This window comes from Roseburia faecis (assembly GCF_001406815.1).
GTDB classification, from domain to species: domain Bacteria; phylum Bacillota; class Clostridia; order Lachnospirales; family Lachnospiraceae; genus Roseburia; species Roseburia faecis.
The window spans coordinates 1-15,939 of the sequence record NZ_CVRR01000025.1 but is presented as its reverse complement, the minus strand read 5'-3'; the positions used below and the strand labels follow the sequence as shown (position 1 = coordinate 15,939).

Annotated in this window: 22 protein-coding genes; 1 reads left to right on the top strand and 21 read right to left on the bottom strand. The window is 44.1% G+C overall.

Annotated features, from left to right (window positions below; all coding sequences use genetic code 11):
- Window positions 1-171 precede the first annotated feature (171 nt).
- The 11 genes from M72_RS09715 to M72_RS09665 all read right to left on the bottom strand — a co-directional run bounded on the left by M72_RS09715 (window position 172) and on the right by M72_RS09665 (window position 9,032).
- Window positions 172-1,350, bottom strand: a complete 1,179-nt coding sequence (locus M72_RS09715; protein ID WP_055068076.1) for a sensor histidine kinase — start codon at window positions 1,348-1,350, stop codon at window positions 172-174.
- Window positions 1,338-2,012, bottom strand: coding sequence for a response regulator transcription factor (locus tag M72_RS09710; protein ID WP_055068075.1), 675 nt, complete (start codon window positions 2,010-2,012; stop codon window positions 1,338-1,340). The genes M72_RS09715 and M72_RS09710 overlap by 13 nt, the downstream gene beginning before the upstream one ends.
- Window positions 2,013-2,315: 303 nt before the next feature.
- Window positions 2,316-2,519: a hypothetical protein gene (locus M72_RS09705; RefSeq protein ID WP_242853382.1), complete on the bottom strand. Its 204-nt coding sequence runs from the start codon at window positions 2,517-2,519 to the stop codon at window positions 2,316-2,318.
- A gap of 92 nt (window positions 2,520-2,611) precedes the next feature.
- On the bottom strand, window positions 2,612-2,959 hold the full coding sequence (locus M72_RS09700; protein WP_242853381.1) for a TnpV protein: 348 nt from the start codon (window positions 2,957-2,959) through the stop codon (window positions 2,612-2,614).
- A 202-nt stretch (window positions 2,960-3,161) separates the two neighbouring features.
- Window positions 3,162-4,769: a recombinase family protein gene (locus M72_RS09695; RefSeq protein WP_005933734.1), complete on the bottom strand. Its 1,608-nt coding sequence runs from the start codon at window positions 4,767-4,769 to the stop codon at window positions 3,162-3,164.
- Between the two features lie 134 nt (window positions 4,770-4,903).
- Complete coding sequence (locus M72_RS09690; RefSeq protein WP_005946147.1) at window positions 4,904-5,095, bottom strand: transposon-encoded TnpW family protein; 192 nt, start codon at window positions 5,093-5,095, stop codon at window positions 4,904-4,906.
- Window positions 5,096-5,107: 12 nt separating this feature from the next.
- Window positions 5,108-5,947, bottom strand: a complete 840-nt coding sequence (locus tag M72_RS09685; protein WP_055068073.1) for an ATP-binding protein — start codon at window positions 5,945-5,947, stop codon at window positions 5,108-5,110.
- Window positions 5,944-6,684 carry a phage replisome organizer N-terminal domain-containing protein gene (locus tag M72_RS09680; RefSeq protein ID WP_055068072.1) on the bottom strand — a complete coding sequence of 247 codons (741 nt, stop codon included), beginning with the start codon at window positions 6,682-6,684 and terminating at the stop codon, window positions 5,944-5,946. The genes M72_RS09685 and M72_RS09680 overlap by 4 nt, the downstream gene beginning before the upstream one ends.
- Window positions 6,674-6,868 carry a hypothetical protein gene (locus tag M72_RS17640; RefSeq protein ID WP_006573562.1) on the bottom strand — a complete coding sequence of 65 codons (195 nt, stop codon included), beginning with the start codon at window positions 6,866-6,868 and terminating at the stop codon, window positions 6,674-6,676. Before M72_RS17640 ends, M72_RS09680 begins: the two co-directional genes overlap by 11 nt.
- A 174-nt stretch (window positions 6,869-7,042) precedes the next feature.
- Window positions 7,043-8,662 carry a relaxase/mobilization nuclease domain-containing protein gene (locus M72_RS09670; RefSeq protein ID WP_055068071.1) on the bottom strand — a complete coding sequence of 540 codons (1,620 nt, stop codon included), beginning with the start codon at window positions 8,660-8,662 and terminating at the stop codon, window positions 7,043-7,045.
- The gene (locus tag M72_RS09665; protein WP_040647222.1) at window positions 8,634-9,032 is read right to left on the bottom strand and encodes a plasmid mobilization protein; all 399 of its coding nucleotides are present in this window, start codon (window positions 9,030-9,032) and stop codon (window positions 8,634-8,636) included. Before M72_RS09665 ends, M72_RS09670 begins: the two co-directional genes overlap by 29 nt.
- Window positions 9,033-9,075: 43 nt before the next feature.
- Between M72_RS09665 and M72_RS17365 the strand changes: the two genes are divergently transcribed.
- Window positions 9,076-9,528 carry a hypothetical protein gene (locus M72_RS17365; RefSeq protein ID WP_195592398.1) on the top strand — a complete coding sequence of 151 codons (453 nt, stop codon included), beginning with the start codon at window positions 9,076-9,078 and terminating at the stop codon, window positions 9,526-9,528.
- On the opposite strand, the gene M72_RS09660 is transcribed toward M72_RS17365, so the two are convergent.
- The 10 genes from M72_RS09660 to M72_RS09625 form a co-directional block, all read right to left on the bottom strand.
- Entirely contained in the window at window positions 9,473-9,883 is a 411-nt protein-coding gene (locus M72_RS09660) for a hypothetical protein (RefSeq protein ID WP_015527903.1), read from the bottom strand. The two genes, M72_RS17365 and M72_RS09660, sit on opposite strands and share 56 nt — an antisense overlap.
- 57 nt (window positions 9,884-9,940) lie before the next feature.
- The gene (locus M72_RS09655) at window positions 9,941-10,138 is read right to left on the bottom strand and encodes a helix-turn-helix domain-containing protein (protein ID WP_005946132.1); all 198 of its coding nucleotides are present in this window, start codon (window positions 10,136-10,138) and stop codon (window positions 9,941-9,943) included.
- Window positions 10,116-10,286: a sigma factor-like helix-turn-helix DNA-binding protein gene (locus tag M72_RS18310; protein ID WP_243242808.1), complete on the bottom strand. Its 171-nt coding sequence runs from the start codon at window positions 10,284-10,286 to the stop codon at window positions 10,116-10,118. Before M72_RS18310 ends, M72_RS09655 begins: the two co-directional genes overlap by 23 nt.
- Window positions 10,237-10,398 carry a hypothetical protein gene (locus M72_RS18305; protein WP_243242809.1) on the bottom strand — a complete coding sequence of 54 codons (162 nt, stop codon included), beginning with the start codon at window positions 10,396-10,398 and terminating at the stop codon, window positions 10,237-10,239. The genes M72_RS18310 and M72_RS18305 overlap by 50 nt, the downstream gene beginning before the upstream one ends.
- A 158-nt stretch (window positions 10,399-10,556) precedes the next feature.
- Window positions 10,557-11,261, bottom strand: a complete 705-nt coding sequence (locus M72_RS09645; protein WP_055068070.1) for a zf-HC2 domain-containing protein — start codon at window positions 11,259-11,261, stop codon at window positions 10,557-10,559.
- The gene (locus M72_RS09640; RefSeq protein WP_455677414.1) at window positions 11,254-11,739 is read right to left on the bottom strand and encodes an RNA polymerase sigma factor; all 486 of its coding nucleotides are present in this window, start codon (window positions 11,737-11,739) and stop codon (window positions 11,254-11,256) included. Before M72_RS09640 ends, M72_RS09645 begins: the two co-directional genes overlap by 8 nt.
- 272 nt (window positions 11,740-12,011) lie before the next feature.
- On the bottom strand, window positions 12,012-12,152 hold the full coding sequence (locus tag M72_RS16445) for a Maff2 family mobile element protein (protein ID WP_002594237.1): 141 nt from the start codon (window positions 12,150-12,152) through the stop codon (window positions 12,012-12,014).
- A gap of 119 nt (window positions 12,153-12,271) precedes the next feature.
- Window positions 12,272-13,564 carry an IS256 family transposase gene (locus M72_RS09635; RefSeq protein ID WP_082413866.1) on the bottom strand — a complete coding sequence of 431 codons (1,293 nt, stop codon included), beginning with the start codon at window positions 13,562-13,564 and terminating at the stop codon, window positions 12,272-12,274.
- Between the two features lie 218 nt (window positions 13,565-13,782).
- Complete coding sequence (locus tag M72_RS09630) at window positions 13,783-14,973, bottom strand: ABC-2 family transporter permease (protein WP_055068068.1); 1,191 nt, start codon at window positions 14,971-14,973, stop codon at window positions 13,783-13,785.
- On the bottom strand, window positions 14,966-15,850 hold the full coding sequence (locus M72_RS09625) for an ABC transporter ATP-binding protein (RefSeq protein ID WP_055068067.1): 885 nt from the start codon (window positions 15,848-15,850) through the stop codon (window positions 14,966-14,968). Before M72_RS09625 ends, M72_RS09630 begins: the two co-directional genes overlap by 8 nt.
- Window positions 15,851-15,939 lie beyond the last annotated feature (89 nt).

The following is a 15,939-nucleotide window of genomic DNA, read 5'->3' as shown; positions in this document are numbered from 1 at the left end:
CACACTGAGGCTGAGCTTCTGGCAGGTTAAAATGGGGAGAAATTTCTCATTTTAACTTGTACTAAATCTTGACATAGAACCAAACAACATCATACAAATCAATTCTCAATAAATTCACAACAAAAAAGACTAAAACCACTTTATTTGTGATTTCAGCCTTATAAAGTATTTTTATTCAGCTTTGAAAAGAGCTTCTACATGAGCACCGCCTTGTCTGGCATTATATATTTTCAAATTTCCTCCATGCTTTTCACAGAAAATACGAGAAATATACATACCAAGGCCAAAATGCTTTAAATCATCTTGTGGATTCTTATGATAAAATGGCTCTGTTACTTTTTCCTCAGTATCCACAAATCCTATTCCATCATCTTCAACAGAAATTATAAGAAAACCATCCTTTTTCTTTATCTGCAAAGCAATACTTTTTTGTGCATATCGAACCGCATTTTCCAGTAAGTTGTCTGTCACTTCCATGACAAGTTCCTCATCCACTTTCACAATGTTTTGTTCCTGCACTCTTTCTACCTTACATAATTTACTTTCCTTCTTGGACAGCATGGCAGCTTCTACCTCAATCTTTTTTGCCAGTTCCGATAACTCTATCTCTGAGCATTGCAGTTCCCTCTGTTCTAAATGGGACATTTTTCTCATGTTTTCCGTGAAATGCTCTATACGGTCAATCTGATACATGCCTGTTTGTAAGATATCAATAACATCCTCTGTTTTTATACTCTCAGCAGAAACAAACTCTAAGAGCATTTCCTGATACCCACGCAATATGGAAAGTGGAGAACGTATATCATGTGCAATTGCATTCCGCAAAGCCTTCTCGTCATCAATCATTCGCCACATCTTTCTGTTGTTATCTGCTAAATCACTTCGCATCATTTCAAATTCTTTACACAAAGTTCCCATCTCATCTTTATTTTCATAGGACACATGAAAATCCAGTTCATTATCTGCAATCATTTGTGAGGCATCTTTTAGTTCCTGTAGAGGTGTCTTTAACTTATTTTTATAAAAAAAGAATACCGCAGCAACACTCCCAACAATCGAAAAAATCAGTACCGAATATGTTACCATAAAGTCACACATTTCCGAAAGATGATAGTCCAAACGATTCATCTGCGATTGATTAGGTCTTGATATCTCAATCTCGTATTTCTTTCCATATTGCTGAAACACGTCCGTGTAATCTGCATAATTAATATATTTTTCCCATATTTTATTTTGCATATTTCTTGCAAAATGAACTGTAAATCCAGATAACAGAAATGCTGCCGTTAAGCTGATCACAAGATAAAGCAGAATTGTTTTTTTCAGCGACAAGTTTCTTATTTTTTCCATCGGTATCCAATCCCCCATACAGTTTCTATGTATTCTTTTTCTGAATAATCCGCTATTTTTTTCCTTATACGCCGTACTAATTCCGTTATCGTTCTACTGTCCCCTTCCGCATCATATCCACAGACTTGTGCATATATACGTTCTTTATCAAACACCTGCCCTGGATGCATGGATAAGAATTCAATAATCTGATATTCAATTTTTGTGAACTCCATCTTGTGTCCAGCTATAGCTACTATTTTTTCAGAATAATCAATCAGCATTTCATCCATGAAACGGTATTCCGTTTTTTGTTGATGCCTTTCTTCTCTCTTTATGTTTGTGACAATCCTTGCTTCCAACTCCCGAAGACTAAATGGTTTCGTAATATAATCATCCCCACCCGAAAGCAACCCATTAATTTTATCATCTTCGTCAACTCTTGCTGTCAGAAATAAAATTGGACATAACACTTTACTGCGTATCAGACGACATACTTCAATCCCATCCATGCGTGGCATATTGATATCCAACAAAATAATATCCGGTTTCATTTTTATTTTATTTAATGCTTCCATTCCATCTGTAGCCGTAATGGTTTCATATTGTTTCATATTAAAATAACTACAAAGCATTTTCACCAATTCTTTATCATCATCGACAACTAAAATCTTGTATTTCATCCAAACCACCTCAGTATCCATATTATACGATAAAAAACAATGAAATCACAACAAGAGTACATGAAGAATGTAAGCACAATATATCTTTTTTCTCAATTCCAGCTCAATTTCCACTCAATCCCTTTCCTCTTTGCTTTTTATATACTTATCTCACAGCAAAACAGTACCACACCGGTACGATCTGCTGAATCAATCAATGCGAAAATAGAGGTGTTTTTTATGCAGGTGGGAGAGCAAAGACCTCCTGTGGCTGATTGCTTTCACAGAAGGTCTTATTTGTTTATGCTGTCACATTTTCAAATTTCAGATATGGTTGTCTTTCTCACACACCAGCCTTTCATAATCCAGAAATCCACGGATATACATTTCTTTTGCCGCAATACCTTCCATGGCATTTTTCGCTGAAATAATTCTGTCCAATGCCTGCCACATCTCCTGTCCGTCATCTCTGAGGACTGGTTCCAGTATTTCTATGTAATGATGAATTTCTGCTTCCAGAGAAAACATCTCTGGATCGGATTCAAGAAATCTTTCCAGTTCCCGCTAGTATTCTTCATAATAACTTTCAATCAATTCTCTTCTCATATCTGGAATCCCCCTTATACATAAATCAGTTCCTGTTTGATGATTTCAGCAGCCCGGTTGCGGATATTGTTGCAGTGGCGTACCCATTCCATAGGATTCTGTCTCTTCAGTTTCTCAGTAACTCCCTCCGCACTTCGCATTTGAGCTTCAATCAGCTCAAAGTGTTCCTGTGACTGTTCATTCAGATCTGCCAGATAGCTGTCCAGTCTGGCGGTCAGAAGAAGATATGTATAAGTTCCAGATTTATGTGCTTTCAGATATTCCTTCCGAAGCATTCCCCAACAGCCAATCGGTCTGGCTTCCTCCGGATAGTCAAGATTCGGTAAATAATAGTCTCCCACTTTTGTGTATTCGATTTTCATGGTGTCTCCTTTCGCTTTGCATGAAATTGTCATGTTATCTACGTAGGATGTGCATTTTTCCTTTAAAATCTTTTCACATAGAAGACACTAAGTGTTTGATACCCTGTGATTTTGCTTATGTGTGATAAAGAAGTAATAGAAGTGTAAAAAATTTTGCCTTTCCTATCCGATACTTGCCTTTGATATCGGATAGGGCGGGCGGTCATTCGGGCAAGTCCACTTTGCCGACGAAAGAATAGTAAATCTCAATATCCTGTCTGCGTGTGCCGTTTTCATCGTAGCTGCACTCATGCACAACGATTTTCTCTACAAACTCACGCAAGAGGGTGTGGGTCAGTTCTTCAAAGTTCATGTGCTTGCGGACAATGTTCATAAACTTTTCTGCGTTTACGGTAGCTTCCTGTGCTTTGGAAAGCTCCGCCTGTATTCTGGCAACACGCTCTTTCAATTCCTGCTGTTCGGCTTCATAGTCTGCCGAAAGCTCCGTGAAACGCTCGTCAGAAATGCGACCGCTTACGCTGTCCTCATACAGCCGCTTGAAAATAGCGGAAAGTTCACCGATACGCTTTTCGGCAGCTTCCAGTTCCTTTTTCTTGGCGGCGTTCCGGCGTTTGCCGCCGTCCTCGTTCTGCTCGATCAGCAGCTTCATAAACCGGGCTTCATGCTTTGCCGCATAGCTCGTCACTTTCCGTAGATTGGAGAGAACGCCCGCAGTCAAAAGGTCGGTGCGGATAAAATGTGCGGTGCAGTCATGGGTGCGCTTCTTGTAGTTCCCGCAGATATAGCAGTCCTGTTTCCGCTTATCGGTCTGGTAACGCTGCTGATACATGACGCTGCCGCAGTCCGCGCAAAAGAGCATACCAGAGAACAAGCCCACTTCATCATAGCGGTTCGGACGCTTGCGCTGTTTGCGTAATTCCTGCACACGCTCCCATGTCTGGGTGTCGATGATAGGCTCATGGTGGTTCTCGAAAATTGCCTGTTTCTCAATGGGATTTTCTATGCTGTGCTTGGTCTTGTAGGACGGTTTCTCCGTCTTGAAGTTCACCAAACAGCCCATGTACTCCCGGTTTTCAAGGATATGCACCACGGTATTTGTCGCCCATTTGCACTCATAGCCGGGGTGATAGCGGCGTGTACTGCCCGTCCTGCGGTATTCCAGCGTTCCCGGCGTTGGGATTTCCTGCTCGGTCAGCATACGGGCTATCTTGGTCGGACCGTTCCCGGCAAGGCACAGACGGTATATCTGCTTGACCACGGGTGCGGCTTCCTCGTCAATGATGAAGTTTTCGTCCTCGTCCATGAGGTAGCCGTACACGGGTTTGCTCGTAACAGGCTTGCCGCTCATGCCTTTTGACCGTTTTACAGCTTTGATTTTCTTACTCGTATCTCTCACCAGCCATTCGTTGAAAATGTTCCGCAGAGGGGCAAAATCATTGTCGCCCTGTGCGCTGTCTACTCCATCGTTGATGGCGATAAAGCGGACGCCTTTTTGTGGGAAAATCATCTCGGTATACATTCCCACCTGCAAGTAGTTTCGCCCTAACCGTGACATATCCTTTACGATAACAGTAGCCACTTTCCCGGCTTCAATATCCGCAAGCATGGATTGAAAGCCCGGTCTTTGGAAGTTCGCACCAGAATAACCATCGTCCGTGTACCAGCGCAGATTGGAAAAACCGTTCTGCTTTGCGTAGGTTTCAAGAATACGCTTCTGGTTGGAAATGGAATTGCTTTCGCCTTGCAGCTCGTCCTCATGGGATAGTCTTGGATAAAGGGCAGTGATTTTCTGGGTGGTCTGTCTTAACATAAAATCCTCCGTTTCCGACAGCCAGCCCCACTATTCCGTATTTCGATTATACCACATGGGGCGGCTGTCTGTATAGCGGCTTCTGCTTCTTTACCGCCCGGTAAAATGACGATTTTTCTGTGCGGCTTGTAGCGTTAGGGCGAAAGCTGGGCTTTGTGTCCTGCGGCGGCTTCCGCCTCCAGCACTTTCATCATCTTATCGGCTGCGGTGTCGGTGGTATCTTTTTTGAAAAAGCCGGAAACGACAAGGACGGTGTTGCCCATGCGGATCTCTGTCACGCAGTCCGGGCGGCGTTCCGGGGTGGTGTTCTGCTTGTTCTCTGCCATAGGCAACTCCTTTCATTTCATCAATTCTTTTAGTCTGTTCAGCTTGGCTTGCGCCGTTTCACGGCGGAAGTTCTCTCCCGTAAAGAGGATAGGGGCGCACATTTCCAAAAGGCGGTCATAAATCCGGGCATGGGCGGTGTCCAGCGGATTTTGCAGGCTGTCCAATGTCAGATTGGTGGTAACGATTAAGGGCTTGCGGCTGCGGTAGCGGCTGTCAATCACATTGTAGACCTGTTCTAAACCGTACTCTGTGCCGCGCTCCATTCCAAAATCATCAATGATAAGCAGAGGAAAACGGCAAAGACGCTCGATATACTCGTTGCGCCCCTCAAAGCTGGCGGTCAGGTCATTCAAAATCGCAGAGAAGTTCGTCATGCGGACAGCGACTTCCTGCTCCATGAGGGCATTAGCGATACACCCGGCAAAATAGCTTTTTCCTGTGCCGACCTTGCCCCATAGCAGATAGCCGATATTTTCCTCGCGCATGATTTCCCAATGCTCCACATAGAAGTGTGCAATCTCCATTTGCGGGCATTTCCCGTTGTCGTTGGCGAAAGTCCATTCCTGCATGGTAGGATTGGTAAATCCCCGGCGTTTCAAGTCCTCCACGGTGTCAAGGTGCTTTCTGCGCTGTTCGGCGGCTTCACGCTCCAAACGCTGGGCTTTCTGGCAGTCACATTCTGCCGGGTGGCGGTCACGCCCAAACAGGGCGGCTTGCTTTTCCGGGAAGTAGGCTTCTTTCGGAGTGTGACACTTGCCGCAGTAAAGCAGTCCGTCCTCGCCCGTGTAGTCCTCCGGCTGTGGGGTAACAGCCGTCATATTCAAAACTCGTTCTGTAAACAGATTACTCATAAGCTCTCGCCCTCCTTGCAGGTGTATTCGGGTATGCCCTGTTTCGGGGCAGCCTTTGCGGTATCGTCTGCCACCCATCTGCGGATAGTGGCGGCGTGGTTTTTATATTTCTTGCCCGTGGACGCGATATAGCCGGAAAGCCGCTCAATGTAGTACGCCCATTTTTCGGGTAGCTCCGCTTGCAGTTCGGAAAGCTCCGTATCAGTCAGAAATACATTCTCATATCTGCCACAGCTGCGGGCGAGGGCTTGTCCCTTTAACTCTCCCTCTTTTTCTAACTCTATATCTTTCTCTTTCTTTATCTCTATCTCTGGTGGACGAATGTCGGACAAATGTCCGCCATTTGTCCGCGGCGGCAAAAGTGCCTTATTTTCAAGCCTTGCGGCGCGTTTCCGTTCCGCTTCGGTAGAGGATTGACCGATCATCAGCTCGATGTCGGTCATATAAAGCAGCCCGCAGTCAAGCTGCTCCACAAGCCCTAACTGCTGGAAGATGGCTAATGCCCGTTCCACCGTCCCGATTTGGTGACGGGTCAGCGTGGCTATCATCTGGGCGGTATAGGGGATATGCTCGTCAAGCTGCAATCTGCCGCCATTTTTCAGCGATTTTAAGTACAGCTTCAAGAGGATATTGGAATACAAAATCCCGTCTTTCATGTCCTCCAACAGCACAATGGAATCGCTGTCGAAGAAGTTTTCTTTCAGTTTGAGGTAGTAATATTTGCGGTTATCTGCCATTGGCGGTGTCCTCCCTGTGTTTCCATCTCTTAGAGAAATACCGGGGGCAGAGGACGATAATCGCCCGGAAGCTCTGCTTGCAGCCGTGTGTGCAGCCCCGGCAAAGGTCATTGTAGGTAATACGGTTTCGGTGGTTGAGGAAAAAGCTCCATTCCAACCGCCGCTTTTTGCTCATGCGTGGCATTTCTCGCTCCTTTCTGCCGTTTCCGCTGGTATAAGCGGATAGGTCGGTAAAAATGTAGTTTCTCGGTGTCATTTTCGGGGATTTCCTGCGCTGTGCGCCCCGTTTCAAAGGTGGGCAGTATTGCGGATAGGGTGCAGGGCATATCCCTGTTTTGGTATCGTTTCGGGGCGGTTTTTAACGCTCATGTTCGTGCTTTTTCTCTCTGTCTTTCTCGCCTTGCAGGATTTGAGAAAGATTGCTTTTCACGGTATGCAGCTCCTTGACACGGGCTTTTTTCTCCCGGTATTCGTTGTAATGGGCGTTCTTTTCGGCGGTAAGCTGCTCGATTTCCGCTTGCAGGGCTTTATGGCTTGGCAGCTTGGAAACGCCATGCGCCCGGAAATAACGGGCGGCAGCGTCCGCTATGATAAAATCGCTTTCGTGCCGTTCCCGATAGGTGCTGCGGGCTTTCTCCGTTTTCTGTGCTTTCAGACCGTCACGGGCAGGCTTGGTCTTGGCATAGGCAAGCACCTGTGTCTGAAGCTCCTTTTTCTCCCGGATAGCAGCGTCCAGGGCTTTCAGCTTGGCGGTGCTGTCCTGTAAATCCGCATTGGCAGATACCAGGGCTGCGTCCAGCTCCTCCGGCGAATAGCCGTACTGCCCGTAGGCGGCAACGGTAGCCGCCATTTGTTTCAGATTGTGGACTGCCGCCCAGCGGTCATAGCCCGCGCCCTTTCCCTCCGCTCGCTTCGCTGCCCGGTCAACCATGCGCTGAATACCGTCCTTTTCCGGGGTGGTTTGGACAGCTTTTTTGCCCTGCAAACGCTCCCTTATGTTGCGGGGGTATTCGGGTACGGTTGCGGTCTGCTCGGCGGCTCTGTGGGCGTTCTGTTCCAAAAGGGCAAGAACGGCAGCGCGGTCAAAATCATCTCCCAGCTTGCGGGCGGTAATGGGCTTTGTCCTGTCCGGCGTGAGGTAGGATAGCCGCCCTCGGCTCTCCTTGACAGTCACGCCCTGTTGCAAGAGAACGGCGGCGAACTCGCCATAGCTTGTGGCAGAGGACAGCGCGGTGCGTATGGCCTGCCGCAATTTTTCCTTGTCTGTTTCAAACTTCGTGGGCTTGGCTGGCTGCTCCTCGGCTGGCAAGGCGGCAGCTTCCTTGTCCAGCTTTGCCTGCCCTTTCCGCTGCGCCCAATACTCACGCTCGGTAATGCGGCTTTTGCTGCCATGCAAAAGGTCGATTTGATAGAGATTTTCCCGGTGGCACAGCTCCATGACTTCGGCTTTGAAGTATTCCATCGCCGCGTCTGTGCAGCGGTGTTTGCACCCGGCGCGGGTGTCTGCCGGTCTGTCCATATAGGGCAAGAATGGAACTTCGGCTATCCGCAGAGAATTGATAACGATATGCACATGGATATTGCCGCTGTGGTTGTGTCCGTCCGGGTGGGTGCAGACAATGGCTTGGTGTCCAGGAAACTGCTTCCGGCAAAATTCCTCGCCCAACGCCTGCGCCCGGTCTACGGTCAAACCGTTGTCCACCGCGTCCCGTGGGTCAAAGCTGATAATGTAGTGGTGGCTTTTTACATCTTCCCGCTTCTGGTTCTTCCCATAGCGGAGATTGGAGCGCATACAGGCAACGGCAAAATCCTCGTCGCCGCAGTTCAGCGTGGCTATTCGATAGTCCTCCCTGAGCATGAGCCGCCCGTTTTCATCAAGGGTGGGCTTCATGGTAAACTCGTCATGTTCAAAGGTGAGGTACTGCTCGGCTGCGCCATAGTCCGCATTTTTAGAGCTGATATGTTTGAATGTTGCCAACAGCGTCACCTACCTTTCGCAGGACTTCAAACTTCAAGGCAGCAAGGTCAGAAATGGCGGCGCGGACTTCAACGGACAGGGCGTTGTATGGTGTGCCGTACTCGTTGAGGGCGCGGGCAATCTGATTGAGGTTGCCACCGATTTTTCCATATTCGGCGGTCAGCCTGCCAACGGCGGACAACAGTTCATCATTGACCGGGGAAACGGTAACGATGGGGCGAATGGTCGCCCGTGTAATGGCTTGCCGGATAAATTCGGCTTGGCTCATGTCATAGTGTTTCAGCCGCTCGGTAAAGTCGGCGTATTCTTCCTCGGTCATGCGGGTTTTGACCACATGGCAGCGGTGGGGCGTGTTGTATTTTTTCTTCAAGCGTTGACCTCCTTTCTCGCCCGACAGGGCGCATGAGCAGGGTTTGGGGAAGGCACTCCCCAACAAGATTTACCAAAGGGGGCAAAACCGCAGATATGCGGATTTTGGCACCGTGGTAGAATCTTGCTCTAAAAAACTACCGCTTTCCTCGGCGGCTCTGGTTTGCGGATATACTGGCTTGCTCCACCAATATAGCGATTGCGGCGGCGTGTTCTGCCCGCTGTTCACCACTACAACGGTGAAAAGGGGTCGTTTTGGCAAACGCAGCGGAAATTTTTTTGTTTTCCCTGTCTGCTCCCTACAACAATCCGGCGGTGTGGTTTGCCAAAGATTTTTGAAAATGGGCGCAAAAAAAGCAGTAAACCTTTTCAAGATTTACTGCTTATCTACCGCTGTGATGGGCGGCGGTATTAAATTGTCAGCCGTTTTTCAAATGGAATTTATCTGCAATCGCTTTCTTTCCGCTTTCCAATTCCTTTTCTGTAATCTTCCATAATCCTAACGCAATGATCTGCTATCTTTTGCATTCCGAGTTCTTCAAAAAAGGCAATTTGTATTTTCATCAGTTCTTCACAAACAGTCAACTTCTGCTCATCCATATTGCTAATAGCAAGCCATGGGAACGCTTTATATTTCTTAGTGTCCCCAATGAGAAAATTGTACCCTATCAACTCATTTTCACGGAAAACGAAATAGAATTGTGGGCCTGAACCTGGAACTGACTTTTCCATAATTTGCTGCATTGTTCTCACGCCGCCGTATGCCGGAAAAAAACCTATTCGCTCAAGAGCATTTAATATGTCAATCCTTTTATCTGTGGGTATGTCTCTATAATTGATAATCTGTTCCATTTGCTCTACCCTCATTGAAGTTTAATTTGTCAGGCACTAATTATACAACTTTTCTGTTTAGCGGTCAAAGCGGAACTTCAACAGGCTTTCTATCAGTTGCCTGACGATATGCTCCTGCATATCCGTGTTAATCTGTCCGTCCATTTTCGCACAAGAGCGGATATATCCCGCATAATGGGATAGGACGGCGGCAACAGCTTCCGGGTCGCCCTCGCTTGCCTTAACGATTGTCTCATAGGGAAGTAGCTGGCTCATAGGACAAACCCTCCAACTCTGCCCGTAGCCGCCGTAAAATCATCTGAATACGCCGCCCGGTTGTGTTGCCAGCCCGTCCATATCTCCGTCCAATCTCCCTATGCGTCAATCGTTGGAAGTAGTACAAGAAAATGATTTCCTGTTCCATCTGTGATAGTGCGGACAGGGCTGCGGCAAGCTCTGGACTTTCCAAAAGCACCCTTGCAAAAGGCATCGTGTGTATGCCGGATATGTTCTTGATACTTTTCGTGTTCGGTCATGGAAAATCCCCCTTTCTGAATAATGGCAGAGGGCGGCAGCATCTTGTGCTGTCGCCCTCTTGATTACCGAACAGCAAAGACGGGCGGGGCTGTCAACGGCGGCGCATTTGCGCCGTTCATCTTGACCGTTGACAGGCTCGGCTGGGTTTGCTATCAGCTCACGGCAATTCACTCTCATTGATAGGAATTGCTTCAAGTTCCGTATTCAAATTGTTCCAATAAGAGCCAATATCCGCACTTGTGAAATACTTAAAACCGCCTGTTTCTGACTTCATTTCGCCGTTTTTAACTCCATAGCAGGCGTAAATCAAATCGTAGCTTGTTCCATCTGAGAGGTTAAATCTAAAGCTGGTCACATCTGCTCCGGCATTTTCCTCAGTTGTTTTGTCTTTTAAGGATAAGCCCTTGAACTTATCATACAGGGTCTTTATATCATTTTCAGCAACAACTACTTTCTTTTCTGCTGATGCAGGCACTCCGTCATAGTGGTACATTTCAACGCTTTCGACATCTTCAACCTCAAATGGGAAGTCGATTTTGACAGGCTCATAAGCAATGTTTATAGGTAACAGAAAGAGAGCTGTAAAAATTGCAATGATACAAAGAGTGATGGAAACGAGAACAGCAATCGTTATCTTTTTTCTGCCTCTCTGCTTTTCTTTTGCCTCATGGCGCATAATAACGCTTTCGCTTTCTTCGTGAAGAACATCTTCGTTCGTGTGAGAAAGCAATTTCTGATAAATTGCGTTACAGTCAGCACAGGCGTTCAAATGCTCTTTTACCATCTCTGCGCTTGCTTCGCTACAAGCACCGTCAACATACAGCGGAAGAATATCTCGAACAATATCGCATTGTTTACTCATGCTTTTCATCCATCCTTTCTTGAATTTTTAGCTTTGCACGATGATAAGTAACTCTCGCCCATGATTCTGTTTTTCCAAAAATTGCAGCGATTTGTGAAAAAGATAGTTCCCCGAATACGCGAAGCTGAAAGACTTCTTTGTATGGTTCTTCCAAACGGTGAAGAACGAGGTGTATGCGGAACGCCATGTCAGAATCTGCAACTGAGTTCTCAACATTTTCATTTGATGGCAAGTCATTGATTTCACTCACATCAGTTACTCGCTGACGGCTTCGCATTTCATCATGGTAAAGGTTTTTTGCTATGGAGCAGAGCCATGTCAATTCATCTGACTTACCTTTGAATTGTGATGTTGTAGAAACAGCCTTATAGAATGTGTTCTGCGTGATTTCCTCTGCTATCTCACGATTTTTGGCAAGAGAAATAGTATACGAGTATACCTGTAAATAGTAGGCTTTATAGAGCTTTTCATAGTCCATACTTGTCATCACCTCCTTCAGCTTCATAGGTTAGACGGAGAAATCGGAATTTCGTTACAAAGAAGTTTGAAATTTTTATACCTTTACGCTACTCTTGCTTTGTGCGGACTATTGGTAGACGCGCATTAACGGCAAGTAAAGAGATTGCTGTGTCAGCTTGATATGTTCAAATGCTAATTAAGTATAGCATACAGCTATGAATTTTTCTATTGCGTTCCCCTGACTTCGGAATAGTGGCAGGGCTGGCTATCCTTGTTTTGCTTTGTGCTTCTCTACCGTACATGAGCATTTGCACCGGGATTATCGTTACCATATCCTTCCAGAAGATTGATAACTCCCCATACGCCGACACCTGCGCCGATTGCGGTTACTACTGTTTTAAGTCCTGTTACTGATGTTGTAAAAAAGCCCATTTGTTTGTCTCCTTTTAAATAAAAAGGGAGCTTCTCTGAATTATAATTTTTAGAAAAGCTCCCATATCATAAGTTCCATATTCAGTTGTAAAACAACTTCTGGTCACAATGTCCAGAAGTTAAGCTGTGATTTCTCCGACATCGCATACCTCATCCACCACATCATTCCCCTTAAAGCGGAGTCTGTTGCGGTTCTTGACGTATTTTTCAATGTCAAACTGTGCCCAGTTGCGGATCGTACTGGTCCATTTCTTTGTAGCTTCAAATGTGGCAAGATACAGTGCCTTTAATAGAGCTGTATCGCTTGGAAATACGCTTCTCTGGCGATTCAGTTTCCGGTAGGTAGAATTCAGAGATTCAATAGCATTTGTAGTATAAATCACCGTTCTGACCGTCGTTGAAAATTTAAAGATCGGCGAGATTGCGTCCCAGTTATCCTTCCAGCGCTTCATGGAATTCGGATATTTCGGTGTCCATTTTTCTGTTACACGCTCTAAGGCTGCCAGAGCTTTCTTTTCATCTGTGGCCTGATAAATGGTTTTCAGATCCGTAGCGAAGGCTTTTCTGTCTTTATCCGGGACATATTTCAACGTGTTTCTTACCTGGTGTACAATACAGCGCTGGTATTCCGTCTTTGGAAAAGCTGCTGCGATCGCTTCTTTGATTCCGGTTAAACCATCGGCACAGATGATTAATACATCTTTGACACCACGATTTTTCAGTTCATTCATAACGGAAAGCCAGTATTTTGCGCTTTCGTTATCGCCAACACTGATGGTTAAAACTTCTTTTTTTCCTTCCGTGTTGATTCCCAGAATCACGTAAGCAGCAAGCTTTCGGATCACGCCATTATCCCTTACAGAATAATGGATTGCATCAATGTAGAGAATGGGATAGACCTCGTCCAGTGGCCGGTTCTGCCAGTCTTCGATCTGTGGCAGGATCTTATCAGTCACATCAGAAATAAAGCTTTCAGAAGTTTCAAAGCCATAAATATCTTCGATGGTTTCGGAAATCTGCCGGGTAGTCATTCCTTTGGCATACATGGAAATGATCTTCTGATCAATATCGGAAATATCTTTCTGACGTTTTTTCACAACCTGTGGTTCAAACGTTGATTTGCGATCCTGTGGCACTTCGATTTCCATCGAGCCATACCGGCTGTTGACCTGTTTCCGCTTATAACCATTGCGATAATCATCATTATCTGAGCGTTCGGATTTTTCGTAACCAAGATGATCATCCATTTCAGCTTCCATCATTTCCTTAATGGTGCCGCCTAAAAGATCCTTGAGCGCATCCTGAATGTCTTCTGCAGACTGGATATCGTACTCTTCCAGGAGCTGATGGATGATGTTTCGTTTTCCTTCTGTCATTTGTACACGATGTACAGGTTTCTTTTGTCTTGCCATAATCAAAGGCCCTCCTAATGATATTTATTGTATCATAGAAGAACCTTATAAACATTATTTTACAGAAAAAGTTTCATACTCTCGAAAAACTCTATCCGGTCTTTTAACACGTGCAATTTAAGGCGGGCAACTTGCCCGCCGTAAATCTTTAAATTATGCTTTGATTTTTCCAGAAAATATTTTACTTACTTTGTTTTTCATGAGTATGAATACAATTTTTACTTATTTCCGTATCTGCGAAAACTCTTATAAATAAAAGGCAGTAAGGCTATTGCCATCACTGTATACATTACCATTACAAGCGGAATTTGTCGAAATACACAATTCCCAATCTGATAAATAAGTGGGACTTTTACACTTGCCTGTACATTTGTCAAAATTGTTGGTATCAAATTGAAAAGCGTTGTATACCCAGAAAGTGCCCGTCCTATAAATGGCAATAAGCAATATAAAAAGAACGGAATGCAAACAGCGACACTAATTGTATGCATTTTAGCCGCTATTAACATAGACACTACAGCCGCCAGCATACTGGCTATAAATCCACATACAACTGTCAACAAATAGTATTGTCCATATGACATAATGTAAATACTATACGCCTGATACATTTGATAAGGTGTATTCATACCACTGGTTCCCATAATTCCAAAACAAATCACACTAAGTAATATAATTCCCATACAATAAATCATAACTGTCGTAGCTATTCCTGCCAGTATTTTTGTTTTAACAGCTTTTGTACGTCCATACTTTGTAGAGAAAAATACTGCATCTGCTTTTGTCTGAAAATCATCTGCAAATATTCCAGCACAAATAAAACCAACTATGATTGCCAGAATAATAGAATACGTTTCTACATACATAATCATAGTATCCCACGAACTATAAGATTCGTATTCTACTGGTAATTTTATTTCATTATATTTCTTTTCCAAGTATTTTTTCTGTACAGAAGTCTTTCCATATTCTTCTGCCATCTTTTCCATATTTTTATGATAAGTGTCATAGAACTCTTGCACATTTTCTTCTGTAATTTGATTCAGAACACTTTCATCATATTCTGCATCCGGTGTTAATACCGATATTATAAAACCCCTAATATCATCTATCGGTTGTAATGTCGTTCCGTAAATCGCATTTTCTTCTGAGGATTGTGTCATCGCATTTTTATTTTGTTCTATAACTTTTCCAAGTTCATCTTCTGTCAATGTACCTTTCCATGCTCGTCTGTTATCTGTAAGTTTTCTTGTTGCCATAATTCCAGTACTAGCATTTCCATTCTCATCCACATAGCGATTACTTGTAACTGCAAATCCGCTAAAAATGACAGCAAGTATCAATGCCAATCCGATTGCAAATACATTAATTTTCTTTGAAAAAATTCGTTTTAATTCTAATTTAAGCATCTTGTTTTTCCTCCGATTTTTCTCCAAAATAAAATAGAAATGCATCTTCCAGATTTTTTTCCACAGCCACAGCATCTTCTGTTGGCTTTTCTATTGAAATAATTCTAAGCTCTGCTCCGGTTTTTGTTGTTTTTATATTTCCAACCAAATATTCATTCATATATTTGTCTATCATACTTCTCGAAACATTACATTGCCATACCTTTTCTCTCATAGAAGATACTAAATCTTCCGCAGTACCTGCATAAAAAAGTTCTCCATCTTTCATTAACATAATGTTATTCGCAATGTACTCAATATCCGATACAATATGTGTAGACAAGAGCACCAAACGTTCTTCCGACAATTCACTAATTAAATTACGAAAACGTATTCTTTCATTCGGGTCTAATCCAGCGGTAGGTTCGTCCAGGACAAGAATTTGCGGATCGTTTAACATCGCCTGTGCTATTCCTACACGTCTAACCATTCCTCCAGACAAATTCTTCATTTTTCTTTTACTGAATTTTTCCATTCCTACTTGATTTAATAATTGTTTCACTTTTTTTCTGGCAAACGGTATTTTTAACCCTTTTATAGAAGAAATGTACATCATGTAATCATATACGGTCAAATCTGGATAATATCCAAAATCCTGTGGTAAATATCCCAGAACTTCTCGGTATTCACCTCCTAGTTTCCATATATCTTTACCATTCCATAATATTTGTCCTTCTGATGGTTGAACAATCGTACAAAGCATACGCATTAATGTGGTCTTTCCTGCTCCATTTACTCCAAGCAGTCCATAAATTCCTTTTTCCATAACACAATTCACTTTATTAACAGCATTTACTTCTCCGTATTGTTTTGTTACATTTTTAAATTCTAATTTCATACGTGTAATCCTCGTATAATAAGTGTATAGCCAGTAGAAATGATGGTTATGCACTTATCCTTTCTATAAATTTATAGATGATCTGAGAC